Below are 25,934 nucleotides of genomic sequence, written 5' to 3' on the forward strand. Positions count from 1 at the left end.
TGCGAGCCGGGGGTGGGCCCGCGGGTCAGCGCCCGCCGAGCGTCTTCGCGTCGGCGACCTCGTCGTAGCGGTCCTGCGCGTCGAGCACATCCTCCACGTGGGACTCCGCCCAGACCTGCAGCGCCTGGAGCGGTTCATGCAGGCTCCGCCCGAGCGGGGTGAGCAGGTAGCGCGAATGGCCGTCGTCGCCGATGGCGCGCTCCAGCATCCCATCGCGTTCGAGGGCACGGAGGGTGTCGACGAGCACCTTCTTCGTGATCCCGTCCATCCGGGTGTGCAGCTCACCGAAGCGCAGCGGCTGCTCGTGCAGGAGGACGACGATCATCGCGGTCCACTTGTTCGCGATGCGGGCGAGCGACGCCCGAGACGGACAGCTGGCGGAGAACACCGTCCACGTGCGCGACATGCGCTGCTCCTCCCGGTGACGTTGAAGTAACCGCGCCCTCGGCGAGACGCTGGATGCTCCAGAGTACCGACCACAGAGAAGGAGCATCATGTCGGCGATCGACGTTGTAGGACAGTACGGTGCGGCCCTGGCCGCCGGAGACATGGGGGCACTGGCGGCCACCTTCCATCCGGATGCCGTGTGGCATCAGCCCGGCGCCAACCAGGCATCCGGCGACCACGTCGGCCCCGACGCGATCCTCGCGCACCTCGGCCGCTTCATGGAGCTCAGCGGTGGCACGTTCGTGCTCGAGACCGACTCGGCGACCGAGAGCGGCGACCTCGTGTCCGCAACCGTGCGCTTCCGTGCGCAGCGTGCCGGACACGACGACCTCGACCAGCACGGCGTCGACGTCTTCCGCGTCGCCGGCGACCGCATCGCCGAGGTCTGGCTCATCAGCGAGGACCAGGAGGCGGAGGACCGCTTCTGGGGTCCGGCCTGACCGACCGGCGTCGGGCGGCCGCACTCTCGACCGCCCGGCGTCCGCACCCTAGGCTCGACCCATGATCGCCCCGGACACGCTGCTCGCCTTCGTCGTCGCGGCGTTCGTCATGGTCGTGATCCCCGGCCCGACCGTGCTGTTCACGATCGGCCGCGCCATGGCTCTCGGGCGGATGGGCGGGTTCCTCAGCATCCTCGGCACGGCGATCGGCTCGATCGTGCTGGTCGTGGCGGTCGCGCTCGGCGTCGGCACGATCATCGCCCAGTCGGTCGTGCTGTTCACCATCGTCAAGGTGCTCGGCGCCGGATACCTCATCTTCCTCGGCATCCAGGCGATCCGGCACCGGACGGATGCGGCGCGCGCCATCGTCACGACACCCGCGCGACGCTCGGGATGGCGGCTGCTCGCCGAGGGCTTCGTCGTGGGTGTCACCAATCCGAAATCCATCGCGTTCTTCCTCGCGATCCTGCCGCAGTTCGTCGATCTGCATGCGGGCTCGGTCCCCGCGCAGCTCTTCCTGCTCGGGGTGATCGTCGTCGTCATCGGTGTGAGCTGCGACGCCGTGTGGGTGCTCCTCGCGAGCGCCGCACGCGACTGGTTCGGGCGCTCGCCCCGACGCATCGAGGCGATGGGCGCAACCGGGGGCGGGCTCATGATCGCTCTCGGTGCTTTCCTGCTGGCCTGGAGCGAGAAGCCCGCTACCGCGTGAGCGCCCGGCGCGCCCTGCTCACATGCGGGCGTAGCGCGACCGGGCGATGCAGAAGACCCCGTAGATCGCGAAGCCCGCTCCGACCGCACCCAGGACGAGTCCGCCGAGAGGCAGCTCGAGCAGACTGCGCAGCGCCGCATCGAGCCCCGCGCCCTTCTCCGGATCCTGCGTGACCGCGGCGACGACGAACAGCACGCCGGTCACGGCCACCGCGATGCCCTTGCCGAAGTAGCCGATCACTCCGAGCGTCACGATGCCCCCGCGTGCGACGCCCGTCGGCAGGTCGAGCAGCTTCTTGAAACCGCGCGTGAAGCCGCCGACGACGAAGCCGATCCCCACGCCCACCACGGACAGTCCGATGAGGACGAGCAGAGCGACGCCGCCCGGAGCAGACAGCACCACCGCGCTCAGCGTCTTCGACGCGGTCTCCGACTCGGCGTCGCCGCCCAGCGCATAGATGAGCGCCATGCCCGCGACCACGAGGTACGCGAGGGCGATGCCGAAGAGCTTGACGCGCTGCCCCCACTTCTTCGTCTCGGCGGGGTCGGCCGCGAGGAACGCGCTCGCGATCTGCCACACGGCCAGAGCGATCAGGCCGGTGGCGACGAGCACGAGCAGCAATCCGCCGACCGGGTTGTTCCGGAGCTGCTCCATCGCGCCGTCCTGGTCGGCGTCTCCCGAAGCCCCTGCGGCCATGGTGATGGCGATGGCGCCGATGATGACGTGGATCAGACCGAGGACGACGAACCCGACACGGGCGATGCGACGGAAGGCCGTGGACCCCTGGGCGACGCGCGCAGCGTGCTTGACCGTGCTCATCGTTGAAGAGTATCGCCGACGGCCGACCCGGTGGAGGGGCTTGCTTTCCCGACGCCTTCTGCCCTCAGGCGCTCCGCGACACCGGCTGCCGGAGGATGGTGCGCAGCTTCGCCGGGTCGGTGCGACGCAGGTCGCTCAGGTAGATCTCGTGGTGCAGCCCGCTCATCGTCAGACCGTTCTCGGGGATGAAGCGGTGATGCAGGTCGTCGAGGACGGGCCCTTCGTCGTCGAACGGACCGACGTGCAGAGTCTGCACGCTCATCCCCTCGTCGAGGGTCTCCAGCCGCACGGATCCGAGTGCGGGCACCGGCTCTTTCTTCTTCGCGGCCTTCTGCGCCACGGACTCCACCGCATCGGCGAACATCGGTGCGGTGATGTGGCCGCCGACCATGATCAGCAGCGTCCACTGCCAGGCCGACTTGTCGCGACGTGTGGTGAACGTCGCCATGTCCGACGCGTGCCAGAGCCCCTCGAGGGGCATCACGACCGTGTCTATGCCGAGCTCGTTCCGGCTCGCGAACTTGAGCGTGTAGGCCAGGGGGAACAGCGCCGAGACGGCCTCCGCATAGGCCGGAGAGGTGTTCGGATCGCCCGCGCCGTCGATCATCAGGTACTGCATCGGCGGCACCTCGACGATGCGGAACTCACCGTGTTTCGCCCGGTACGCATCGATCGTCTTCTTGGGGTCGATCGCCGCCATGACATGCCTCCCTGGTTCGTGCGCTCAGTGTCGCACGAGGCACTGACAACGACGTACTCTCTAGGCCAAACCCGGCTGGTCGTGCTCGACGAACCGACCGCCTCCCTCCGAATCGCCCGCCGATGAAGGGCGATGCCCCGCGCTGAGCGATCTCCGCGCGGGGCATCGGGTTCAGCCCTGTTCGACGGGCAGCCAGAGCTCGCACGACGCGAAGTCGCCGGTGAACTCGAGGTAGCGCACGATCGAGGGGCCGGGCCGCAGCCGCCAGGGGTTCGACGGGAACCACTCGGTCGCCGTGGCCGCCCACAGGTTCTGCAGCGTCGCCGGGAACGGACCCCGCGCGGCGAAGACCGCCCAGGACCCTTCGTCGAGGCGCAGGGAGTCGAGGTCGTCAGGCACCGCGGTGGTGTGCTGCAGCGCAACGCCGTGCAGATAGGTGAGCGGTGTGCCCTCCGGCGCATCCGGCTCGACGTCGGCCGTGACCGCGAGGATCCCCGCCGGTTCGGCGTCGCCGAGCGCCTTGAGGCGCGCATGCTCCTCGGGCGGGATCGCGGCGATGTGCGCCTGGATGTGCGGGTTGACTCCCTCGTGGATCAGCGGAACCTCGGCGGCGTGGCCGGCGAGGACGAATGCGGGACGGTGGGTGATGGTGACGTCCATCGGGGTGCTCCCTTCGACGCTCAGGCGGAACCGGAGCGTGGGTTGTGTACGGAGAGGGCCCCCTTCTCGGCGCGCGTCGGCCGGGCCGATGCCGTGCACCGCACGGAAGGCGCGGCCGAAAGCCTCGACCGAGCCGTACCCGTGGTGCACGGCCACATCGAGCAGGCTCGAGGCGCCGGCGGCGAGCTCCGCACCGGCGAGCGTCATGCGACGCCGCCGCACATACTCCGATAGCGGCATGCCGGCCAGCGCCGAGAACATCCGACGCAGGTGGTATTCCGTCGTGCCGTGTTCGCGCGCGAACCCGGCGACGTCGATCTCATCGGAGCCGGTGGCTTCGACCAGGTCGACCAGGGCGTTGAGCGTTCCGATCATGAGGTCCTCCTTTCCCCACCATCGTCGCCGCGCCCCGGCCATCGGAACCCGACTTCTGCGGTCCGATTCGATCGGCTCGGGCTCCTGCCGCCCGGGCCGGCCACGCGGGCGAGACTATCGGAAGGTTGCGGCCGTCGCAGTGCCCTGAGCAGCATCGAGCGGCGCTCCGGAATCCCCGTTCACACTCGGCGCACAGAGTATGTGAACCGCGATCACATATTCTCGAAGGGTCGGGGGACTGGGGAGACGATTCGACATGATGGTTAACGACCTGCTCATCGGCGTCCCCGGCGAGCTACCGCCGCTCCCGCGCGAGGAGAATCCGTTCCTGAACACGGACGCTCTCGTCGGCGCACAGATCACCCGGATCCTCGTCGATGTCCTGGGCGGAGTCGTGGGCGTCCTGCTCGAGCTGCGACAGTCCTCGCGCCTCCGCGGCACCACCGCCCTGCTGAGGGTGACCGGTGTGGTGCAGCAGAACTGGCTGAGCACGCGCACTGCGAACGAGTTCACCGCCTGGTCGATCTCCGGAGCCGCCGTGCACCAGGGCGAGAAGGAGTTCCAGCTCGTGGTGGACTGCCTCCCGGTCGGGACGCTGCGCGTCGTCGGCTCCGCGGCCGATTTCACCCTTCTCCAGGCCAGCGCGCTCGATGTGCCGCCTCCGGACTACCGGTCTGATCCACGCGCGCTGATCCGATTCGGCATCGCCAACGAGTCGACGGAGGTCGATCCCATCGGCGTCGCCCGCTCCGCGGGAAGTCGCTGAGACAACGAGATCGGCGCCCGTGAAGCACGGGCGCCGATGAAGAAGAAGTGCGGAGACGAGGGGATTTGAACCCCTGGTCCCCGTGAGGGGACTCCACCTTAGCAGGGTGGTGCACTCGGCCGGACTATGCGACGTCTCCGTGGATCCGACCCGAAGATCGGATGCACTCAGCCATCATAACGGGTTCGGCGAGCAGTCTCGAACCGGGTCGAGGTTCCCGTTCCCGCCGACGCGCACCCGCCCTGAGACGGGATGCGCTCCGGCGCTGGGATACTGGCCGCACATCGTGGACGACGGCGTCCACCGCACCGGAGTGGAGTCGACATGCCCCTGACAGAAGCAGTGGACGAGCAACGCGCCACAGGCCGGCTCGGCCGCCGGTGGGATGACCGCGCTCTCGGGTACGGGATCGTCCTCGTCCTGCTCATCGTGTCGTACGGCCTGTGCGCGATACAGCCCAGCACCGACCCGAGCCCGTGGGCCTTCCTCCCCATGCTCGCGACGGTCGCCATGGTCTTCCATGTGACCAGGGCCCGACCGATGGTGCAGCGGGTCTCCTGGGTCGTGCTCTCCGCCGCCGGGGTCATTGCCGTCGTCGCCGATCTGTTCGGACTCGAGGGCCCGTTGCTCGCCATCCCGCTCTCGGCCGCGTCGATGATCGCGCTCCTCGTCGCCCCCTGGGTGGTCATCGCCCACCAGGTGACCCGTCGCGGCCTCAACCTGGAGGCACTGCTGGCCGCGATCACCGCGTACATCCTCGTCGGCATGTTCTTCGCCTTCGTGTACAACCTGATGTCGCAGATCTCGACGGATCCGCTGTTCGGAGAGGAGAGCCTCGACTCGCTCGGCAACCAACTGTTCTTCTCCTTCACGGCGCTCACGACGACCGGTTACGGAAATCTCGTGCCGGTCGGCACCGGCGGTCAGGCGGTGGCGATCGCCGAGGGCATCACCGGTCAGCTCTTCCTCATCACGGCGGTCGCGCGGATCATGCGGGGCGCGAGCGCGAAGCGCGCCACGACCAGCGACGTCTGAGGGGCGCCGACGCACCCCGGGCACCCTCGCCCGGAAGGGGTGATGTGCGACTCTCGTGCCCCGTCGGGCACTGGCACGATGAGCGATGCGACGCCGCCCGCACCCGACCCCGGGGATCCGCCCCGGTCATCCGGATCCCGCGCCGTCATCGAGCGGGTGCGAGGTGCGACATGGCCAGTGACCGACACGCCGGCGATGGTTCCCGGGGAGCCGGGTCGGTGACCGCGTCCGCACGTGCGGCGAAAGCCCGAACCGATGATCGACGTCCCGATCTGCTCTTCAGCGGGGCATCGGGGTATGCGGTCGTCGCTGCGTTGGTCGTCGTCTCGTATGCACTGTGCGCCGCGCAGCGTGGCACGAATCCGAGCCCGTGGGCCTTCCTGGTCACGCTCATGACCGTCGCCGTCGTCTTCCGGGTCACGGCCGCGCCCCGCACGGTGCAGCATGTGGCGTGGATCATCCTGTCAGCCGCCGGGGTGGCCACCATCGTCACGACACTTCTCGGTGCGAGCGGGCACGTCCTCGACATCGTGTTCTCCGCGGCGACGATGTTCGCACTGCTCGTGTCTCCCATCGCGATCATCGGGCACCAGGTGAAGCGACGCGGGCTCAACGTCGAGGCCCTGCTGGCGGCGATCACCGCCTACGTCCTCGTGGGCCTCTTCTTCACGTTCGTCTTCAACCTGCTCTCGCTCGCCTCCTCCTCCCCCGTGTTCGGCGACGCGGGCGAGGACTCGCTCGCCAATCAGCTCTTCTTCTCGTTCACCACCCTCACGACCACCGGCTACGGCAACCTCGTTCCGGCGAACGCGACATCGCAGGCTGTCGCGGTCGCGGAGGCGATCACCGGTCAGCTGTTCCTCATCACGGCCGTCGCGCGCATCATGCGCGGCGCCGGCGCGAACACCACCACCCCCGTCGCGTCCGCTGCGCGCTCGAAGGAGACGTCATGAAGAAGTGGGGCGTCATCGCCGTCCTCGGTTCCGCGCAGTTCGTGATGGTGCTCGACGGCACGGTGATGAACGTGTCGATCTCGACCGTCGTGTCCGATCTCGACACCACCGTCACCGCAATGCAGGGGGCCATCACCTTCTACACCCTCACGATGGCCGCGTTCATGCTGCTGGGCGCGAAACTCGGCGATGTGTGGGGCCGCCGCAGGTCATTCATGATCGGGTCGTGCGTGTATGCGCTGGGCTCGCTGATCACCGCACTGAGTCCGAACGTGCAGTTCCTCTTCCTCGGCTGGTCGATCATCGAGGGGCTCGGCGCTGTGCTGGTGATCCCGGCTATCGCAGCCCTCGTCGCGGACAACTACCGCGGTCGGGAGCGGATCACGGCCTTCGCGATCATCGGCGCCGTTTCCGGTGCGGCCGTCGCGGCAGGGCCTCTGATCGGCGGCTTCGTGACGACGTACCTCGACTGGCGCTACGTCTTCGTGGCCGAGGTCTTCATCATGATCGGAGTCGTGCTGTGCGCACGGATCGTCACCGACCCGACGCCGAGACAGACCGTGCGGATCGACATCCTCAGCGTCGCGCTCTCCTCGATCGGACTCGTGGCCGTGGTGTTCGGAATGCTGCAGAGCAAGACCTGGGGGTGGATCCTGCCCCTCAACCCTCCTGAGATCGGCGGCGTCTCCATCGCTCCGCTCGGTATCTCTCCCGCCGCCTGGCTCATCGTGTTCGGGGTCGTACTGCTCGCGCTGTTCCTCTCCCGGCAGCGGGGCCTCGAACGCGCCGGGCGGGCGCCGCTCGTGCATGTGGGGATGTTCTCGATCACCTCCCTCCGCAGCGGACTGTCGGTGCTCGGTGCGCAGTACACCGTGACGGCCGGTCTCTTCTTCATGGTGCCGGTGTACCTGCAGATGACGCTCGGTCTCGACGCCTTGGAGACCGGCATCCGGATCTTCCCGCTCTCGATCGCCCTCGTGCTGTTCTCCATCGTCGGCACCCGGCTCTCGCGCATGCTGTCGCCGCGGAGGATCGTGCGGATCGGCCAGCTCGCGCTCGTCGTCAGCGCACTCATCCTGCTCGGCTCGGCCACCAGCGATCTGCGCAGCGGATTCTTCGCCACCGGGATGTTCCTCGCCGGCGCTGCGCTCGGGTTGCTCGCCTCCCAGCTCGGCAACGTGAACATGTCGAGTGTGACCGAGAAGGAGACGAGCGAGGTCGGCGGCCTCCAGGGCGTGTTCCAGAACCTCGGCTCGTCGCTCGGAACGGCGCTCATCGGCTCGATCCTCATCGGGGCGCTCTCGACGTCGTTCGCGTCGGGGGTCGCGGCGAGCGATCTGCCCGACGCCACCCAGACCACCGTCGCGTCCGCCACGGAACACGGCGTCACGATCGTGCCCGCCGCCGACGTCGCCTCCATCGCCGAGGACGCCGGTCTGAGCGACGCGGATGCCGACACCCTGGCGACCGTCTACCGCGATTCGCAGCTGTCGTCTCTGCGCATCGCCTTCTTCGGGCTGATCCTCATCAGCCTCCTGTCCCTCCTGTTCTCGAGGGGCATACCGAACGCGAAGGCCGTGCGGGATCGGCACAGCGAGACGACGACCTGAAGCCGGAACCGTACAGACGGAGGTCGATCCGCAAGGATGAGGACCATGACGACCGTCTCCGCGCCGCGCATCGAACACCACCGGGATCCGCTCGGCATCGGGGAACCCCGACCACGCCTGAGCTGGACGCTCAGCGATGCTCCCGCCGACTGGCAGCAGCACGCCTATGCGATCACCGTCGTGCGAATCGACGGAGAGGAGACTGTCGACGTCGCCTCGTCCGAGCAGGTGCTGGTGCCGTGGCCGAGCCGCGCGCTGGAATCCCGCGAGCGCGTCGCCGTGCGCGTCGCAGTGCAGGGCGACGACGGCGACTGGTCCGATCCGAGCCCCGCGACCTGGCTCGAGACGGGTCTGCTGCATGCCGAGGACTGGTCCGCGAGGCCGATCGGACTGGAGCTCGACGAGGATCCGGAGAGCGACGCCCGCCGCGCGACTCTCGTGCGGCGGGGATTCCGCATCGACGGCCAGATCGTCCGCGCACGTCTCTACGCCACCGCCCACGGCCTGTACGACGCCGAGATCAACGGCGTCCGCGTCGGATCCGACACCCTGTCGCCGGGCTGGACCGTCTACCGCGAGCGACTGCGGTACTACACCTACGACGTCACGGGCCTGCTCCGCGACGGCGAGAACGCGATCGGCGCCTGGCTCGGCGACGGCTGGTACCGGGGTCGACTCGGCTGGCGCGGCGGTCACCGCAACGTCTTCGGCCAGGATCTGTCCTTCCTCGCCCAGCTGGAGATCACCTACGCCGACGGGCGGCGCGTGACACTCGCGACCGATGACACCTGGAAGGCCGCCCCCTCCCCCATCCTCCGTTCCGGAATCTACGACGGCGAAGACCACGACGCACGGCAGGAGGTGCCGGGGTGGTCGACGCCCGCGTTCGACGACGGCGACTGGGCCCCGGTCGCCGTGCGCGAGCGCGATCCGCACACTCTGGTGGCCCCGACCGGGCCTCCCGTCCGAGTGACCGAAGACGTCGCTCCCATCGCCGTGCTCACCTCACCGCGGGGTGCGCGCATCCTCGACTTCGGTCAGAACCTCGTCGGACGGGTGCGCATCCGCGTCACGGGACCGCGGGGCGCGACGGTCACCCTCCGCACGGCCGAGGTGCTGCAGGAGGGCGAGATCTTCACGCGTCCGCTGCGCAGCGCCCGCTCCACCGACCACTACACCCTCGCCGGGCGCGCCGACGGCGAGGAGTGGGAGCCGCGCTTCACGTTCCACGGCTTCCGCTACGTCGAGGTCGACGGCTGGCCGGGAGACCTCGATGCGGATGCCGCAGCCGGCGCGCTCACCGCGCGCGTGCTGCACACCGACCTCGAACGGACGGGCTGGTTCGCCTGTTCCGCCCCACTGGTCGAGCAGCTGCACCGCAACGTGGTCTGGGGTATGCGCGGCAACTTCGTCGACATCCCGACCGACTGTCCGCAGCGCGATGAACGCGTGGGCTGGACCGGCGACATCCAGGTGTTCGGCCCGACCGCGTCGACGCTGTTCGACGTGTCGGGGATGCTCACGGGATGGCTCCGTGACGTCGAGGCCGACCAGCTGCCCGACGGCACCGTGCCCTGGTTCGTCCCCGTCATCCCGACCCACAAGGTGTGGGATCCGATCCGACCCGGCGCGGCGTGGGGCGACGTCGCCACACTGCTTCCCTGGACGATCTATCAGCGCTTCGGCGACATCGGCGTGCTGGCGGCGCAGTTCGAGAGCGCCCAACGGTGGGTCGACAAGGTGGAATCCGTCGCGGGTCCCGACCGGCTGTGGAACGAGGGCTTCCAGCTGGGCGACTGGCTCGACCCCGCGGCCCCGCCTCAAGACCCCGGCGATGCGCGCACCGACCGCTACCTGGTGGCGACCGCCTATTTCGCCCGGTCCGCGCGGGCCGTCGCCGACATGGCCCGCGTGCTCGACCGGTCAGCGGATGCCGTCCGCTACGCCGCTCTCGCCGACGAGGTCGCGGCAGCATTCCGCGTCGCGTACGTGAAGCCCGACGGCACGATGACCTCGGATGCCCAGACCGCCTACGCCCTCGCCATCGTGTTCGATCTGCTCCCCGACGCTGCGCAGCGCGCGAAAGCGGGTGCTCGTCTCGCCGAACTCGTCCACGCCGACGGCAACCGCATCGCGACGGGCTTCGTCGGCACTCCCCTCGTCTGCGACGCGCTCACCCTCACCGGGCACACCGACGCGGCCTACGACCTGCTGCAGGAGACGGAGTGCCCGTCCTGGCTCTATCAGGTCGTGCAGGGAGCGACCACGATCTGGGAGCGGTGGGATGCCCTGCTCCCGGACGGCTCGGTCAACCCGGGAACGATGACCTCGTTCAACCACTACGCGCTCGGCGCCGTCGCCGACTGGCTCCACCGCAGCGTCGCCGGACTCGCTCCGGCCGAACCCGGCTACCGCCGCATCCGGTTCGCGCCTCGGCCGGGAGGCGGGCTGACGCAGGCGTCGGCAACGCAGCGCACGCCGTACGGCGAGGCCTCGATCTCGTGGCGGATCGAGCACGACAGACTGCACGTCGAGGTGACCGTCCCGGTCGGCACCACCGCCGAACTCGACCTTCCGGGCTGGGCTGTCGAGGAGCTCGGCCACGGGTCGCATGCGCGATCGGTGCCCCTGGCGCGGTGACCGCCGGATGCCGGCAGAAGACTCAGCCGGCCGTCGACTGCCGCACGATCAACTCGGGGCGGAACCGCACCCGGCGCTCATACTCGCCGTCGGGATCACTGATCGACCGCAGCAGCAGTTCGACGGCCGTGCGTCCGATCAACTGAGCGGGCTGGCGCACCGAGGTCAGCGGCACGACCGTGGCCGTCGCGAAGTCGATGTCGTCGTAGCCGACCAACGCGATGTCCTCCGGCACCCGGATCGTGCGCAAGAGAGTCAGTGCCTGCAGCATTCCCACCGCGAGCAGGTCGTTCGCAGCGAAGACGGCATCCGGACGCTCTCGCTCGGCACGCGCGGCGATCGCCTCGCCCGCCGCGCGGCCGTGGAGCACCGTGAGTGCCGGCATCCGGATCACTTCGAGCGTCGCTCCCGCAACCTCGGCGACCGCTCGGCGGGCACCTTCGAGGCGCTGAGCGACCTGGGTGATCCCCTCGGGGCCACCCACGAAGGCGAGACGACGCCGTCCGATCCGCAGCAGATGCCGGGCGGCGAGGAATCCACCCTCGACGTCGTCGACTGACACCGAGCAGAACGCCGACCCCGCCACCTCACGGTCGACCAGGACCACCGGGATGCCCGACGCCTGCACTCGCAGCAGCTTGTCGTCGTCTTCGGATGCGGGGGTGATCAGCACACCGTTCACCCGCTGCTCGCGAAAGAGGTCGAGGTAGCTGTCCTCACGCGAGGGGTTCTCGTCGCTGTTGCCGAGCAGCACGGCGAGCGAGTCTTCGTCTGCGCGCGCTTCGGCACCACGGGCGACGTCGGCGAAGAACGGGTTGCCCGCGTCCGGGACGATCAGGCCGATGCTGCGGCTGCGACCGGCGCGAAGCTGGCGTGCCGCATCGTTGCGCACGAAGCCGAGCTCGGCGATCACGGCCTGCACGCGCTCGACCGTCGTCGCCGCGACTTTGTCCGGCTGGTTCAGGACGTTCGACACCGTGCCGACAGACACACCTGCCGCCGCTGCGACGTCACGCACACTCACTGCCACTACTGCTCCTCGCCGCTCCGGATGCTGTCCGCAGTGTACGGCAATCGGTCGTCGGGCCTCCGGCTTGACGGGCAGCCGGAGGCCTGCGTAGCATGGGTATTGAAACGATTCAGATAGTCCCGTCACCACGGCAGAGGAGCCCCATGACGCGCGTCGCCTTCCAGCTGCAGATCCGTGCCGAGCTGCTCGACGAGTACCTCGCACGGCATTCCCCGGTGTGGCCGGAGATGCTGGCCGAGATCGCCGCCGCCGGACGCCGCAACTACACGCTGTTCCTCGGCGAGGGCGGCACGCTCTTCGGCTACTACGAGACCGACGACGATGTCGCCGCTCAGGCGTACCTCGCCGCCTCACCGGTCGCCGCGCGCTGGGAAGCCGAGATGAGCCGGTTCTTCCACGGCCTCGACGGTCGCCCCGACCAGGCCGCCACCGCGCTCACCGAGGTGTTCCACCTCGAAGACCAGCTCGCCGCCCGCGGCGAGATCCCCGCCCCCGCTACCGACAACGAAAGCAGTTCATCGTGAGCATCCTCTCCCCCGACCACCTCGCAACCCTCGAGAAGCAGGGCATCGAACTGCCCAGCTGGGCGTTCGGCAACTCCGGCACCCGGTTCAAGGTCTTCGGCACCCCCGGCACCCCGCGCGACCCCTACGAGAAGATCGCCGATGCCGCGCAGGTCAACAAGTACACCGCCCTCGCGCCCTCCGTCGCCCTGCACATCCCGTGGGACCTGGTCGACTCGTACGACGATCTGCGCAAGCACGCCGAAGACCTGGGAGTCACACTCGGCACCATCAACTCGAACACGTTCCAGGACGACGACTACAAGTTCGGCGCCCTCACGCACGAGGACGCGGCCATTCGCCAGAAGGCCATCGACCACCACCTCGCCTGCATCGACGTGATGGATGCCACCGGCAGCCGCGACCTCAAGATCTGGCTGGCCGAGGGGTCGAACTACCCGGGCCAGGCCGACCTCCGCGGCCGGCAGGACCGCCTCCAGGAGTCGCTGCAGAAGATCTACGCGCGCCTCGGCGACGACCAGCGCCTCGTGCTCGAGTACAAGTTCTTCGAGCCGGCGTTCTACCACACCGACGTTCCCGACTGGGGCACCTCCTACGCCCAGGTCAGCGCCCTCGGCGACAAGGCCATGGTCTGCCTCGACACCGGCCACCACGCCCCCGGCACGAACATCGAGTTCATCGTGATGCAGCTGCTGCGCCTCGGCAAGCTCGGCTCGTTCGACTTCAACTCGCGCTTCTACGCCGACGACGACCTGATCGTGGGCGCCGCCGACCCGTTCCAGTTGTTCCGCATCCTGTTCGAGGTCATCCGCGGCGGGGGCCTGAACAACCCCGACGTCGCGTTCATGCTCGACCAGTGCCACAACGTCGAAGACAAGATCCCCGGCCAGATCCGCTCGGTGCTCAACGTGCAGGAGATGACCGCCCGCGCGCTGCTGGTCGACCGCGATGCTCTCACCGCCGCGCAGAAGTCGGGCGACGTGCTCGCCGCGAACGCCGTCTTCATGGATGCGTTCTACACGGACGTGCGCCCGGCCCTCGCCGAGTGGCGGGAGTCGCGCGGCCTGGCCGCCGACCCGATGGCCGCCTATGCCGCCTCCGGCTACCAGCAGAAGATCGCCGCCGACCGCGTGGGCGGCGTGCAGGCCGGCTGGGGCGCCTGACCACAACCCGTCGACAGCGGGGGGCCCGGGGCGTACCTTCGAGACATGCCGGCCCCTCGCAGGTCAACGCTCCCGCGGTCGCTCTCTCTCGGGAGCGCGACCGCCGCGCTCGGCGTGCTCCTCGCTTCCGGCGCCCCGGCCGCTGCCGTGCCGGGGACACCGGGAGTCATGGCGGCGCCGACCGTGATCCTGTACGAGGGCTTCGAGGGCCCCGTTTCTCCGGCCACGCCGGATTTCGTGCAGACGATCGCCGACTACGACGACGGGGTCGCGCCACCCGTGCCGGGGTATGTCGGCACCAGCGGCGAGCGCTACCGGGCCGACCCGGCGTGGAACGGCCAGTTCTGCAACGGACTCATCGTCGCCGGCGATGACGTCTCGACCGTCCCCACCGCCTCCCAGGCGTCGGACTGCGAGCAGGACGGCTGGAACCAGTCCCGAGTGCTCGCAGAGACGCTGGGAGCCTGGACTTCCCATCCGGACTACCCGTATCCCGCCGTGCCTCGCCCCGAGCCCGGAGCGAATCATGCGGTGAGCTCCTACACCCAAGGGGAGTCTCCGGCCGGCGTGATGGCCGCGACCGTGGTCCCCGTGACCGTCGGCCACTACTACACGGCGACCGTCGATGTGGCCCAGGCGAACTGCTGGACGACGAACCCGGTCGATCTGGCGGTGCGACTCGACGATGGCGTGTCCGAGCCCGTCGCCGCATTCCCCGGCCCGATCGCCGCGTGCGATCTGCCGGTCCACCAGATCAACGGCAACAACGTCGGCACCTTCCGTGGACTCACCTCGCTGCTCGCAAGGTCGACGAGCGTCGAAGTGGTGCTGAGCAACGACCTGGGTGGTGGCGGCGGCGACGACAACGCCTTCGACAATCTCGCGCTCATCGACACCACACCGCAGCTCGACGCGGTGATCGCTGCGCCACCGATCGGCGATGCCTACGCCGCCGACCAAACTGCCCGGCTCCTGTTCACCGTCACCAACACGCACCTCGCCGGTTCGCCCGCCGCGCCCAGCGGAGCGAAGCCGGAATGGAGCTTCGACCTCGCACTGCCCCCCGGCCTCCTTCCCGCCGAGGACCCGGCTATCGAGACGAACTGCCCGAACGGTGAGCTGGACCTGACGTCGACGAGCATCGTCGGCCGCGGAAGCCTCGGACCGACGGATGTCTCATGCTCGCTCGCCCTGGACCTCGTCTCGTCCGGCGGCGAGTACGTCCTCGATCCGGCCGCGTACGAGCTCACCGGCCTCCTCGCGCCCGCAGCGACATCCGCCCGTTTCGACTTCGCACCCGGCACGCCCGAGCCGTCCCCGTCGAGCGGCCCGGTCCTGGCGGACAGCGGGGCCGACCCCCTTCCGGCGCTGCTGACCGGGGCGCTCGCTGTCGCGCTCGGGGCCGTCTTCATCCGGCTATCCGCCACGGTGCGTGGACGTCGCGCTCGGTAGCGACCGCCCCTCGCGCACCGGATAGATTCCTCCCATGGCTCTTTCCGGCAATCTCGAAGCGCAGCGCCGCCGAGACGAACTCGTGGAACTCGCGAATGCCCCCCAGGGCGTCATGATCGAGGCCGCCGCCGAGCTGTTCTCCGTGTCGTCCATGACGATCCGGCGCGACCTGCTCGAGCTGGAGGCCGAGGGGCGCGTGCGGCGCGTGCGCGGCGGGGCGACCGCGGCTCCGCGAGCTCGCCCGTTCGATGCGCGGCGCGCGATCCGAGCGAGCGCGAAGCGGACGATCGCCGAGAAGGCGCTCCGGCTCGTGCCCGACCAGGGCGCCATCGCACTCGACGCATCCTCGACGGTCAACATGCTCGCCTCGGTCATCGGCCCCAGAGCCGGGCTCACGGCGTACACGAATTCCTTCGAGTCGTTCCAGGTGCTGCACCCCCTCGAGGGTGTGACGGCGGTGATCTCCGGCGGGACCGCCGAGCCGACCACGGGCAGCCTCGTCGGGCCGATCGCCCGCCGCAGCATGCGGTCGGTCTACTTCGACATCTTCTTCTCCTCGGCGGATGCACTCGACAGTGCGGACGGCACCTCCGAGGTGTCCGTGGAGGAGGCCGAGCTGAAGCAGGCGATGGCCGCGAACGCCGGCACGACAGTGGTGTGCGTCGACTCCAGCAAACTCGAGCGCCGGTCCGTGGCCCGGGCGCTGGAACGCAAGGAGATCTCGGTGCTCATCACGGAACTCGACCCGTCGGACGAGCGGCTGAACGCCTTCCGGCAGACCGCTGACGTCCTCTGACCACTTTCCGCAAACGTAGTTTCATGTTATCTTTCACAAGAAGTAACAGAATGAGTGCACACGGCCGTGTGCTTCGCCCCTGTCTTGGAGAGTCATGACGAACCCCACCGCCGCCGCCCTGATCGCCCGGTCGAATCGCCTCGGCGCCGACCCGAAGAACACGAACTACGCCGGCGGGAACACCTCCGCCAAGGGCACCGAGACCGACCCCGTGACGGGGCAGCCGGTCGAGCTGATGTGGGTCAAGGGCTCCGGCGGAGACCTCGGCACCCTGACCGAGAGCGGCCTCGCCGTGCTGCGCCTCGACCGCATGCGCGCGCTCGTCGACGTGTACCCCGGTATCGACCGCGAAGACGAGATGGTCGCTGCCTTCGACTACTGCCTGCACGGCAAGGGCGGAGCCGCCCCCTCGATCGACACCGCCATGCACGGCCTCGTGGATGCCGCACACGTCGACCACCTGCACCCCGACTCCGGCATCGCGATCGCGACCGCCACCGACGGCGAAGCACTGACCGCGAAGATCTTCGGCGACAAGGTCGTGTGGGTGCCCTGGCGTCGTCCCGGCTTCCAGCTCGGACTCGACATCGCCGAGATCAAGGCGCAGAACCCGCAGGCGATCGGTACCATCCTCGGCGGTCACGGCATCACCGCCTGGGGCGACACCTCGGAAGAAGCCGAAGCGAACTCGCTGTGGATCATCGACACCGCCGCCCAGTACATCGCCGAGCACGGCAAGGCTCAGCCGTTCGGCGGCGCCCGCGCCGGATTCGAGGCTCTGGCTCCGACCGAGCGCCGCGAGCGTGCAGCCACCCTCGCCGGCACCGTCCGCGGCATCGCGTCGACCGACAAGCCGATGGTCGGACACTTCACCGATGCCGACGTGGTCCTCGACTTCCTGGCGTCCGAGAAGGCACCGGAGCTCGCCGCTCTCGGCACCAGCTGCCCCGATCACTTCCTGCGCACCAAGGTCAAGCCGCTGATCCTCGACCTGCCGGCCACGGCATCCGCCGAGGAGCAGATCGCACGGCTGCACGAGCTGCACGAGCAGTACCGCGCCGACTACCAGGCCTATTACGACGCGCACGCCACCGCCGAGTCGCCCGCCATCCGCGGCGCCGACCCGCTCATCGTGCTGGTCCCCGGCGTCGGCATGTTCTCCTACGGGGCGAACAAGCAGACCGCCCGGGTCGCCGGCGAGTTCTACGTGAACGCGATCAACGTGATGCGCGGCGCCGAGGCGCTGTCGACCTACGCGCCCATCTCGGACGCCGAGAAGTTCAACATCGAGTACTGGGCGCTGGAGGAGGCCAAGCTGCAGCGTATGCCGAAGCCGAAGACGCACCAGGGCCGCATCGCGTTCGTCACCGGCGCCGCCTCCGGCATCGGCAAGGCCATCGCCACCCGCCTCGCCGCCGAGGGCGCCTGCGTCGTGATCGCCGACCTCGACCTCGAGAAGGCCCAGGCCGCCGCCGCGGAACTCGGGAACACGGATGTCGCGATCGGTGTCGCCGCGAACGTCGCGGATGCCGATGCCGTGCAGGCCGCGCTGAACGAGGCGGTGCTCGCGTTCGGCGGCATCGACCTCGTCGTGAACAACGCCGGCCTGTCGCTCTCGAAGCCGCTCCTGGAGACCACCGAGAAGGACTGGGACCTGCAGCACGACGTCATGGCCAAGGGCTCGTTCCTCGTGTCGAAGGCCGCCGCTCGCGTGCTCATCGACCAGAAGCTCGGCGGCGACATCATCTACATCTCCTCGAAGAACTCGGTCTTCGCCGGCCCGAACAACATCGCCTACTCCGCGACCAAGGCCGACCAGGCCCACCAGGTGCGGCTGCTCGCGGTCGAGCTCGGCGAGTTCGGCATCCGGGTGAACGGCATCAACCCCGACGGCGTCGTGCGCGGCTCCGGCATCTTCGCCTCGGGCTGGGGCGCCAACCGCGCCGCGACCTACGGCGTCGCCGAAGAGGACCTCGGCCAGTTCTACGCCAACCGCACGATCCTCAAGCGCGAGGTCGTCCCCGAGAACGTCGCCGACGCGGTCTATGTCCTCACGGGCCCCGAACTCAGCCGCACCACGGGGCTGCACATCCCGGTCGACTCCGGCGTCGCCGCCGCGTTCCTGCGATGACCCGCGTTCGTCGAGTGCACGGCTTCGCGCCGAAGGCACGCCCTGTTCACGTCGCCTGGCCGTGCGCTCGAGCGGATGCCGTGCACTCGACGAGCGGAGCGCGCCGATGAGCGTCCGGGCCGTCGCCGCGGTCGACCTCGGCGCCACCAGCGGGCGCGTGATGATCGGGCGGATCGGAGACGGGCAGCTCGACCTCGAGCTCGTGTCGCGGTTCCCGAACGGACCGATCGAGCGCGAAGACGGACTGCACTGGGACTTCGGCGCCCTGTACGAGCACGTCGTGGCTGGGCTCGCCGAGGCCGTCCGCCGCGAACCGCGCATCGAGAGCATCGGCATCGACTCGTGGGCCGTCGACTACGGCGTGCTGAAAGACGGCGAGCTGCTCGCAGAGCCTTTCCACTACCGCGACGAGCGCTCTGCTCGCGGCGTCGACGAGGTGCACGACATCGTCCCGTTCGCCGAGCTGTATCAGCGCAACGGACTGCAGTTCCTGCCGTTCAACACGCTGTATCAGTACCGCGTCGACGAGCGCCTCGCCGAGGCCGACACCGCGCTCCTCATCCCCGACCTCATCGCGTTCCTGCTCACGGGCGTAGCGGTGGCCGAGCGCACGAACGCCTCGACCACCGGCCTGCTGAGCGTCACGGACGGCGAATGGGACACGGCGCTGGCCGACCGCCTCGGCATCGCCACGCGCATCCTGCCGCGGCTCGTCGACCCCGGCACGACGATCGGTGTTCTCCGCCCGGAGCTCGCCGCCCGCATCGGCGCCGACCTGCCGGTGATCGCGGTCGGCTCGCACGACACCGCATCGGCCGTCGTGGCGGCTCCCCTCTCCAGTCCTGCCTCCGCGTACATCTCGTGCGGCACCTGGGGCCTGGTCGGCGTGGAACTCGCGCAGCCGGTGCTGACGGATGCCGCGCGCACCGCGAACTTCACCCACGAACTCGGCGTCGACGACCGTTACCGGTTCCTGCACAACGTCACGGGGCTCTGGCTGCTCAGCGAGACGGTGCGCGCTTGGGAGGCCGAGGACGGCGGGGCCATCGATCTGCCGGAGCTGCTCGCTGCGGCATCCGAGGTCTCCGGTGACGGGCCGGTGTTCGATGCCGACGACCCGTCGTTGAGCGCGCCCGGTGACATGCCGGGACGGATAGCGGCGCTCCTCGGCGACCGCGCCCCGAAACCGCGACCGGCGTTCGCGCGTTCCATCGTCGAGTCGATCGCCGCGGCGTTCGCTCGCGCGGTCCGGACGGCCGCCGATCTGTCGGGCCGCGAGCTCGACAGCATCCATCTCGTGGGCGGCGGATCTCTCAACCGGCTGCTGTGCCAGGCCACTGCCGACCGCACGGGCCTGCCGGTGCTCGCGGGCCCGGTCGAGGCGACGGCCCTGGGCAACGTGCTCGCCCAGGCGCGCGCTCTCGGCGCCGCGCCCGCATCGCTCGAGGAACTGCGCGCCGTGGTCGCGGCGACGCACACGCCGGCTCGCTTCGACCCCCGCTGACCCGCACCGGTCCGCGCTCGCGCTCCCCGCCGACCCGCGCCGACCCGCGCCGACCCGCGTTCGCGCTGCGCGTGGTCCACGCCTCGGGCGGAAATCTCGCCGTCGGGCGGACGATCGCGGGACACGCATCCGCCCATCGCCGAGAAGTCCGCCCCACCCCGAGGCGTGCGCAAAGAGACCCCGACCCGTACACGAAGAGGGCGCCGGAGCCGAAGCCCCGACGCCCTCTTGCGACGCGACTCAGAAGTCGAAGTCGCCGATGTTGTCCGCGTCGAATACGAACGGGTCGCCCAGCAGGACAACGCCGTCGGCGCCGACCTCGTACTCGCCGAGGTCACCCGCCTCGAACGTGTCGCCTTCCTTGCCCGTGATCTCGCCCTCGACCAGCGCCTTGGCCGCGAAGGCCGACAGGTAGCCGAGGTCGGCCGGGTTCCACAGCGCGAACGAGGTGACGGTGCCGTCCTCGACGTATTCGCGCATCTGGTTCGGCGTGCCGAGTCCGGTCAGTGCAACCTTGCCCTTGTAGTCCGACGTGGAGAGGTAGCGTGCCGCGGCGGCGATGCCGACCGTGGTCGGCGAGACGATGCCCTTCAGCTCCGGGTGGCTCTGCAGCAGAGCCGCCGTCTTGTCGAACGAGGTCTGGTCGTCGTCGTCGCCGTAGACCGTCTCGACGATCGTGATGTCGGGGTAGTCGCTCGCGACGTACTCCTTCATGAGCTCGATCCAGGCGTTCTGGTTGGTGGCGTTGGCCGATGCCGACAGGACGGCGATCTCACCCGCGCCGCCGATCTGCTCGGCGATCTGGTCGATCTGCACCTTGGCGATGCCCTCGGAGTCGGCCTGGTTGATGAACAGGTCGCGGCATTCCGGGTTGGTGTCGGAGTCGAAGGTGACGACCTTCACTCCCGCATCCCGTGCCTCGTTGAGCGCGTCGCAGATGGCCTTCGGGTCGTTCGCCGAGACGACGAGCGCGCCGACCGCCTGCTGCGTGGCGGTGTTGATGTAGCTCACCTGGGCGTCGGGGGTGGCCTCGGCCGGGCCGACCTCGGCGAACGTGCCGCCGAACTCCTCGACGGCCTTCTTGCCGCCCTCGCTGGAGGTGTCGAAGTACGGGTTGCCGAGGTTCTTGGGCAGGAACGTGATCGACAGGTTGTCGGATCCGCCGCCCTCTCCGGAGCCTGCGTCGCCCGACCCGCTGCCGGTGTCGGCGCAGCCGGTCAGCACGAGCGCTGCGGCGACGGCCACGGCGGCGAACGCCGAGACCCTCTTGCGTGCAAACGTCATTGTTCTTCCTTTCGTGATGATCACCGCGGGCGGATGCCGACGGCGAGAGGCTGCCTCATGGTGCGGGAGAGGCTGCGACGCGGGGTGGTGGTCCGGCCTTCGCACGGACGCGCTGCGCCCAGGCGAGGACGCTGGCTGCGACGACCGAGAAGATCAGCAGGCCACCGGTGATGATGTTGATGACGTCGGAGGTGACGCCGGCGAGACGGAGCCCGCTGCCGAGCACCCCGATCAGGAGCACCGCCGCGACGACGCCGTGCAGATGCCCACGTCCGCCGAACACCGACACCCCGCCGAGGACCACGGCGGCGATCACCTGGAGCTCGAGCCCGGTGGCGTTGTCGCCGCGGGCACTGCCGAAACGGAGCGTGTAGAAGATGCCGGCGAACGCCGCGACCACACCCGAGAGCATGAAGAGGATGAACTTCGTCCGCTCCACGTGCACTCCGGAGAATCGGGCCGCGTCCTTCGAGAGTCCGATCGCGTAGATGCCCCGGCCGAACGGAGTGAAGTGCAGCATCACGACGAAGATCGCGAGCAGGATCAGGAACGGGATCACGATGTAGGGGATCGTGGTGCCGGCGATCTTGGCCTTCGCCAGTGCCGTCCACATCTCCGGGAAGTCGGTCACGGCAGTGGTCCCGAGCAAGCCGACGGCCAGCCCGCGGAACAGCGCCAGGGTGCCGATGGTGACGGCGAGCGATGGCAGCCCGACGACCGTGACGAGGAAGCCGTTGAAAGCTCCGCCGATGACGCCGACCGCGAGCGCGGCCAGCGCGGCGACCTCGAACGGCGCACCCGATTCGGTGAGCACACCCGTGACGACGCTGGCGAGGCCGACCATCGAGCCGACCGAGAGGTCGATCTCCCCCGTGATCATGACCAGGGTCATCGGCAGCGCGATCAGCAGGATCGGCGCCACGTCCAGCAGCAGGTAGTTGACCGTGATGGGCTGCGCGAACCCGCGGATCGACACAGCGGACACGAGCACGACCAGCACGAGCAGGCCGATGATCGCGAACTCGCGGTTGATGAGGATGCGCCGCCACAGGGGCTGGTCGTAGTCCCGGATCACGCGGACCCCCGAGGTGGTGGTGGTCGTGGTCATGATTCGTCCCTTGCCTCGATGAGCTGCCGTCTCTGTCGTACGGCGAGCAGCCGGTCGAGCACGATCGCTCCGATGATGAGCACACCCACCACGGCGCGCTGCCAGAAGTCGGGGATGCCGAGGATGGGCAGGGCCCGGTTGATGGTCATCAGCAACATCGCGCCGATCGCCGCACCCCAGACGGAGCCGACACCGCCGGTGATCGCGATGCCGCCGATGACGGCCGCGCCGACGGCATCCAGCTCCCAGCCCGATCCCACCTGCGAGCTCACGGAGCCGTACCGCGTCACGTAGAAGACACCGGCGAGTCCCGCCAGAGCCCCGGAGAGGACGAATGCGCTGAGCACCCGGCGAGTGGTCTTCAGGCCGTAGAGCTCGGCGGCTCCCGGGTCGGAGCCGATGGCGTAGTACTCGCGGCCGCCTCTCGTGTTGCGCATGTACCAGGCGGCGAGCGCGAGGACGATGATGGCGACGATGGAGAGCACCGGGATCGTGAGGATCTGCTGGGTACCCAGGCGCAGGAAGTCCTTCGGCAGATCGGAGGGGTGCACCTGGTCGCTGCCGGTCCACAGCACGTTGATGCCGCGATAGGCATACAGCGTGCCGAGCGTGATCACCATCGCCGGCACCTTGGCGAAGGCCACCAGCGCACCGTTGACCAGGCCCAGAAGGGCTCCGAAGATCACGGCGGCGATGACCACGATCGGGATCGGGATGCCGGGGACGTCGATGAAGAGCCGTCCCGTCAGGAAGGCGGTGAGCCCCATGACCGAGCCGACCGAGAGGTCGACGTTGCGGGTGATGATGACGATCGCCTGTCCGACCGCGACGAGCACGAGGATCGACGGAGTCAGCAGCAGGTCGCGCCAGCCGTCGGCGCTGAACAGGAAGTTCGGGTTCTTCACGGTGGCCGCGATGACCACCAGCACGAGGGCGGCGAAGATTCCGAGTTCGCGCGCGCGACCGATGCCGCCGGGCTTCTTCGCGAAGGTGGGGGCCGGTGTCGCCAGCGCCGTGGTGCTCATGCGTGCTGCTCCGATGCGTGCGTGGCGGCGAACATGACGTTCTCGCTGGTGGCGTCGTCACGGTCGAGTTCGGCGGTGATCCGGCCCTCGCGCATGACGAGCACCCGGTCGGCCATCCCGAGCACCTCGGGGAGCTCTGACGAGATCATCAGGATCCCCATCCCCTGACCCGCCAACTGCGAGAGCAGCCGGTGCACCTCGGACTTGGTGCCGACGTCGATCCCTCGGGTCGGCTCGTCGATGATGAGCACTCGCGGATCGGTGGCCAGCCACTTGGCCAGAACGACCTTCTGCTGGTTGCCACCGGAGAGCGTCGATGACACCGTGTCGAGGGCGTGCGTCTTGACCTCGAGGCGAGACGCCCAGACCTTCGCCGCTCGGTTCTCCATGCCGGTGGTGATCAGGCCCCACTTGGCGAGATTGCGGCGGATGGCGAGGGTGATGTTGCCGCCGACGCTCGCATCGATCACGAGGCCCTGTTTGCGACGATCCTCCGGGACGAGGGCGAGGCCGTTGCGCATCGCGGCGGTCGGACTGCGGCGCGGGACGGCCGCACCGAGCATCCGCACCTCTCCCTCGCGGTAGCCGTCCACGCCGAAGACGGCGCGGGCGACCTCGCTGCGGCCGGCACCGACGAGTCCGGCGAGGGCGACGATCTCGCCCGCGCGGACCGTGAAGGAGATGTCGTGGAAGACACCGGGGCTGGTGAGCCCGCGCACCTCGAGGAGCGCATCGCCGATCTCGGCCTCCTGCTTCGGGAAGAGTTCGGTCACGTCGCGGCCGACCATCTGCCGAACAAGGTCGTCGACCGTGGTCTCGGCGATGGGCGTCGTGTCGATGTAGGCGCCGTCGCGCATCACGGTGACGGTGTCGCACAGGTCGAACACCTCGTCGAAACGGTGCGAGATGAACAGGATCGCGCGGCCCTCGTCGCGCAGGCTCCGCGCGACCGCGAACAGCCGATCGACCTCCACCCCGCTGAGCGCCGCGGTGGGCTCGTCCATGATCAGCACGCTGGCATCGAGGGAGATGGCCTTCGCGATCTCGATGATCTGCTGGTCGGCGATCGAGAGGCCCTCGGTGATGCGATCGGGGTCGAGCGCGACGCCGAGGCGGCGGAAGATCTGGTCGACCTCGGTGCGCATGGCCTTGCGGTCGATACGGCCGAGAGCCCCTGTGGGCTGGCGGCCCATGAAGATGTTCTCGGTGACCGAGAGGTCGGGGAAGAGCGTCGGCTCCTGGTAGATCACCGCGATGCCCGCTGCCTTCGACTGGGCGGTGCTCGTGAAGTCGACTTCTTCGCCGTGCAGACGGAAGTCGCCCGAGTCGCGGCGGTAGAGCCCGGCCATGATCTTCACGAGCGTCGACTTGCCGGCGCCGTTCTCGCCGATGAGGGCGTGGATGGACCGCGACCGCAGAGTGAGACTTCCGGAGCGCAGTGCGATGACGGGTCCGAAGGACTTCACGACGCGGTGCAGCTCGAGCGCTGTGGGGGGAGCACTGCGGACGGGTGCTTCGTCGACCACTGGCTTTCCTCTCCGTTGAGGGGGATGATGTTCGGAATGAATCTACCTGAATCGATTCAGGTGGGTTTCAGGCTAGTGTATGTGATGCGGGCCGCAGGTCAACCCCTGATGCCCGAACCGTGATCCACCCGACGACGAGAGGACGGACGTGCCGTTCAGTATCCGCGATGTCGCCCTCCGCGCCGGGGTGTCCGTCGGCACCGTTTCAAACGTCCTCAACCGTCCGGAAGAGGTCTCCAGCGATTCGGTGGCACGCGTGAGCCGGGCCATCGAGGAACTCGGGTACGTGCGCAACGACGCCGCGCGGAAGCTGCGCGCCGGCATCAGCACGACCGTCGGCTTCGTGGTCCTCGACGGGCAGAACCCGTTCTACAGCGACGTGGTGCGCGGAGCCGAAGACGAGGCGTCCAGCCACGGCATCGCGATCCTCTACGGCAACACCGACGACGACCCGTCTCGCGAGAAGGTGTACCTCGACCTCTTCCGCGAACAGCAGGTGCGCGGTCTGCTGATCGCCCCGTACGGCGACGTCATGACGCAGCTGCGCCGTTTCCGCGCCAGCGGCATCGCGACGGTGCTCGTCGACAGATTCAGCGCCGACAGCGGATTCTCCTCGGTCTCCGTCGACAGCGTCGCGGGAGGGCGGCTGGCGGTCGAGCACCTGATCGAGGCGGGACGACGACGCATCGCCTTCGTCGGCGGCCCCTTCGACATGCGCCAGGTCACCGACCGGCTCGCCGGGGCGCGCGCCGCCGCCGAGAACGCGTCGGTGCACGTCGACCTCGAAGTCGTGCCCACCTCCGCCATGACGGTGGAGGAGGGGGCGTCCGCCGGCGCGAAGCTGCTCACCCGCCCGCGCCGCGAATGGCCGGACGCCCTGTTCGCCGCGAACGACCTGCTGGCGCTCGGCCTGCTGCAGTCACTCGTCGCCGGCGGTCGGGTGCTCGTCCCCGACGAGATCGCGCTCATCGGGTTCGACGACATCCCCTTCGCGGCGGCGGCCGCGGTGCCGCTCTCGTCGATCCGACAGCCCAGCCGGATGATCGGGCGCACGGCCCTGCGCATCGTGCTCGAAGAGGCGTCCGACCCCGAGAGCATCCCCCGGCAGACCGTCTTCCCGCCCGAGCTGATCGTGCGGCGCTCGACCACCGGCTGAGCCGAGACCCCGCTTTCGCGTCGAGACCCCGCCCTGTCTGCGCAGAAAAGGCGGGGTCTCGACGCGAGTCGGGGGTCTCGC

Annotated in this window: 23 protein-coding genes and 1 tRNA gene; 14 read left to right on the forward strand and 10 right to left on the reverse strand. The window is 69.2% G+C overall.

Going from position 1 to position 25,934, the window contains the following annotated elements; genetic code table 11:
• Positions 1 to 25: 25 nt before the first annotated feature.
• The gene (locus tag ACWGO6_RS14555; RefSeq protein ID WP_452327049.1) at positions 26 to 406 is read right to left on the reverse strand and encodes a winged helix-turn-helix transcriptional regulator; all 381 of its coding nucleotides are present in this window, start codon (positions 404 to 406) and stop codon (positions 26 to 28) included.
• 88 nt (positions 407 to 494) lie between these two features.
• Here ACWGO6_RS14555 and ACWGO6_RS14560 point away from each other — a divergent pair, with 88 nt between their 5' ends.
• Positions 495 to 887 carry a nuclear transport factor 2 family protein gene (locus ACWGO6_RS14560; RefSeq protein ID WP_136043062.1) on the forward strand — a complete coding sequence of 131 codons (393 nt, stop codon included), beginning with the start codon at positions 495 to 497 and terminating at the stop codon, positions 885 to 887.
• A gap of 61 nt (positions 888 to 948) precedes the next feature.
• Positions 949 to 1,596: a LysE family translocator gene (locus ACWGO6_RS14565; RefSeq protein WP_452327050.1), complete on the forward strand. Its 648-nt coding sequence runs from the start codon at positions 949 to 951 to the stop codon at positions 1,594 to 1,596.
• 18 nt (positions 1,597 to 1,614) lie between these two features.
• On the opposite strand, the gene ACWGO6_RS14570 is transcribed toward ACWGO6_RS14565, so the two are convergent.
• The 3 genes from ACWGO6_RS14570 to ACWGO6_RS14580 all read right to left on the reverse strand — a co-directional run bounded on the left by ACWGO6_RS14570 (position 1,615) and on the right by ACWGO6_RS14580 (position 4,150).
• Complete coding sequence (locus ACWGO6_RS14570; RefSeq protein WP_452327051.1) at positions 1,615 to 2,415, reverse strand: DUF1206 domain-containing protein; 801 nt, start codon at positions 2,413 to 2,415, stop codon at positions 1,615 to 1,617.
• A gap of 64 nt (positions 2,416 to 2,479) precedes the next feature.
• On the reverse strand, positions 2,480 to 3,115 hold the full coding sequence (locus ACWGO6_RS14575) for a GyrI-like domain-containing protein (RefSeq protein WP_452327052.1): 636 nt from the start codon (positions 3,113 to 3,115) through the stop codon (positions 2,480 to 2,482).
• 171 nt (positions 3,116 to 3,286) lie between these two features.
• Positions 3,287 to 4,150 (reverse strand): AraC family transcriptional regulator, encoded by an 864-nt coding sequence (locus ACWGO6_RS14580; RefSeq protein WP_452327053.1) that lies wholly within the window; start codon positions 4,148 to 4,150, stop codon positions 3,287 to 3,289.
• A 256-nt stretch (positions 4,151 to 4,406) separates the two neighbouring features.
• On the opposite strand from ACWGO6_RS14580, the gene ACWGO6_RS14585 reads away from it, so the two are divergent.
• Positions 4,407 to 4,916 (forward strand): hypothetical protein, encoded by a 510-nt coding sequence (locus ACWGO6_RS14585; protein WP_136043071.1) that lies wholly within the window; start codon positions 4,407 to 4,409, stop codon positions 4,914 to 4,916.
• Between the two features lie 50 nt (positions 4,917 to 4,966).
• Here ACWGO6_RS14585 and ACWGO6_RS14590 read toward each other — a convergent pair.
• A tRNA-Ser gene (locus ACWGO6_RS14590) sits at positions 4,967 to 5,055 on the reverse strand.
• Positions 5,056 to 5,240: 185 nt separating this feature from the next.
• On the opposite strand from ACWGO6_RS14590, the gene ACWGO6_RS14595 reads away from it, so the two are divergent.
• The 4 genes from ACWGO6_RS14595 to ACWGO6_RS14610 all read left to right on the forward strand — a co-directional run bounded on the left by ACWGO6_RS14595 (position 5,241) and on the right by ACWGO6_RS14610 (position 11,154).
• Entirely contained in the window at positions 5,241 to 5,951 is a 711-nt protein-coding gene (locus ACWGO6_RS14595; RefSeq protein ID WP_452327054.1) for a potassium channel family protein, read from the forward strand.
• A 218-nt stretch (positions 5,952 to 6,169) separates the two neighbouring features.
• The gene (locus ACWGO6_RS14600) at positions 6,170 to 6,904 is read left to right on the forward strand and encodes an ion channel (RefSeq protein ID WP_240745136.1); all 735 of its coding nucleotides are present in this window, start codon (positions 6,170 to 6,172) and stop codon (positions 6,902 to 6,904) included.
• Positions 6,901 to 8,514 carry an MFS transporter gene (locus ACWGO6_RS14605; RefSeq protein ID WP_452327055.1) on the forward strand — a complete coding sequence of 538 codons (1,614 nt, stop codon included), beginning with the start codon at positions 6,901 to 6,903 and terminating at the stop codon, positions 8,512 to 8,514. The genes ACWGO6_RS14600 and ACWGO6_RS14605 overlap by 4 nt, the downstream gene beginning before the upstream one ends.
• Positions 8,515 to 8,559: 45 nt before the next feature.
• The gene (locus ACWGO6_RS14610; protein WP_452327056.1) at positions 8,560 to 11,154 is read left to right on the forward strand and encodes a family 78 glycoside hydrolase catalytic domain; all 2,595 of its coding nucleotides are present in this window, start codon (positions 8,560 to 8,562) and stop codon (positions 11,152 to 11,154) included.
• 22 nt (positions 11,155 to 11,176) lie between these two features.
• Here ACWGO6_RS14610 and ACWGO6_RS14615 read toward each other — a convergent pair whose 3' ends face one another.
• Positions 11,177 to 12,184: a LacI family DNA-binding transcriptional regulator gene (locus tag ACWGO6_RS14615; RefSeq protein WP_452327057.1), complete on the reverse strand. Its 1,008-nt coding sequence runs from the start codon at positions 12,182 to 12,184 to the stop codon at positions 11,177 to 11,179.
• 143 nt (positions 12,185 to 12,327) lie between these two features.
• On the opposite strand from ACWGO6_RS14615, the gene ACWGO6_RS14620 reads away from it, so the two are divergent.
• From ACWGO6_RS14620 to ACWGO6_RS14645, 6 genes are all read left to right on the forward strand, one after another.
• Entirely contained in the window at positions 12,328 to 12,708 is a 381-nt protein-coding gene (locus ACWGO6_RS14620) for an L-rhamnose mutarotase (protein WP_452327058.1), read from the forward strand.
• Entirely contained in the window at positions 12,705 to 13,871 is a 1,167-nt protein-coding gene (gene rhaI / locus ACWGO6_RS14625; RefSeq protein WP_452327059.1) for an L-rhamnose isomerase, read from the forward strand. The genes ACWGO6_RS14620 and rhaI overlap by 4 nt, the downstream gene beginning before the upstream one ends.
• A 45-nt stretch (positions 13,872 to 13,916) precedes the next feature.
• A complete protein-coding gene (locus ACWGO6_RS14630; RefSeq protein ID WP_452327060.1) occupies positions 13,917 to 15,323 on the forward strand; it encodes a hypothetical protein in 1,407 nt (468 codons plus the stop codon).
• A gap of 34 nt (positions 15,324 to 15,357) precedes the next feature.
• The gene (locus ACWGO6_RS14635; RefSeq protein WP_452327061.1) at positions 15,358 to 16,119 is read left to right on the forward strand and encodes a DeoR/GlpR family DNA-binding transcription regulator; all 762 of its coding nucleotides are present in this window, start codon (positions 15,358 to 15,360) and stop codon (positions 16,117 to 16,119) included.
• A gap of 94 nt (positions 16,120 to 16,213) precedes the next feature.
• Positions 16,214 to 18,250, forward strand: coding sequence for a bifunctional aldolase/short-chain dehydrogenase (locus ACWGO6_RS14640; protein WP_452327062.1), 2,037 nt, complete (start codon positions 16,214 to 16,216; stop codon positions 18,248 to 18,250).
• Between the two features lie 106 nt (positions 18,251 to 18,356).
• Positions 18,357 to 19,754, forward strand: a complete 1,398-nt coding sequence (locus tag ACWGO6_RS14645; protein WP_452327063.1) for a rhamnulokinase — start codon at positions 18,357 to 18,359, stop codon at positions 19,752 to 19,754.
• A gap of 240 nt (positions 19,755 to 19,994) precedes the next feature.
• Here the strand turns inward: ACWGO6_RS14645 and rhaS are convergent, their stop codons facing one another.
• Genes rhaS through ACWGO6_RS14665 form a run of 4 tightly spaced genes read right to left on the reverse strand, consistent with a single transcriptional unit; the run spans position 19,995 to position 24,697 of the window.
• Complete coding sequence (gene rhaS / locus ACWGO6_RS14650; RefSeq protein WP_376103186.1) at positions 19,995 to 21,038, reverse strand: rhamnose ABC transporter substrate-binding protein; 1,044 nt, start codon at positions 21,036 to 21,038, stop codon at positions 19,995 to 19,997.
• A 55-nt stretch (positions 21,039 to 21,093) separates the two neighbouring features.
• Entirely contained in the window at positions 21,094 to 22,146 is a 1,053-nt protein-coding gene (locus ACWGO6_RS14655; protein WP_136040954.1) for an ABC transporter permease, read from the reverse strand.
• Positions 22,143 to 23,171 (reverse strand): ABC transporter permease, encoded by a 1,029-nt coding sequence (locus ACWGO6_RS14660; RefSeq protein ID WP_136040953.1) that lies wholly within the window; start codon positions 23,169 to 23,171, stop codon positions 22,143 to 22,145. Before ACWGO6_RS14660 ends, ACWGO6_RS14655 begins: the two co-directional genes overlap by 4 nt.
• Positions 23,168 to 24,697 (reverse strand): sugar ABC transporter ATP-binding protein, encoded by a 1,530-nt coding sequence (locus ACWGO6_RS14665; protein ID WP_452327064.1) that lies wholly within the window; start codon positions 24,695 to 24,697, stop codon positions 23,168 to 23,170. The genes ACWGO6_RS14660 and ACWGO6_RS14665 overlap by 4 nt, the downstream gene beginning before the upstream one ends.
• 148 nt (positions 24,698 to 24,845) lie before the next feature.
• Between ACWGO6_RS14665 and ACWGO6_RS14670 the strand changes: the two genes are divergently transcribed.
• Positions 24,846 to 25,853 (forward strand): LacI family DNA-binding transcriptional regulator, encoded by a 1,008-nt coding sequence (locus tag ACWGO6_RS14670; RefSeq protein ID WP_452327065.1) that lies wholly within the window; start codon positions 24,846 to 24,848, stop codon positions 25,851 to 25,853.
• Positions 25,854 to 25,934: the final 81 nt, after the last annotated feature.

It is taken from the genome of Microbacterium sp. NPDC055665 (assembly GCF_053618035.1).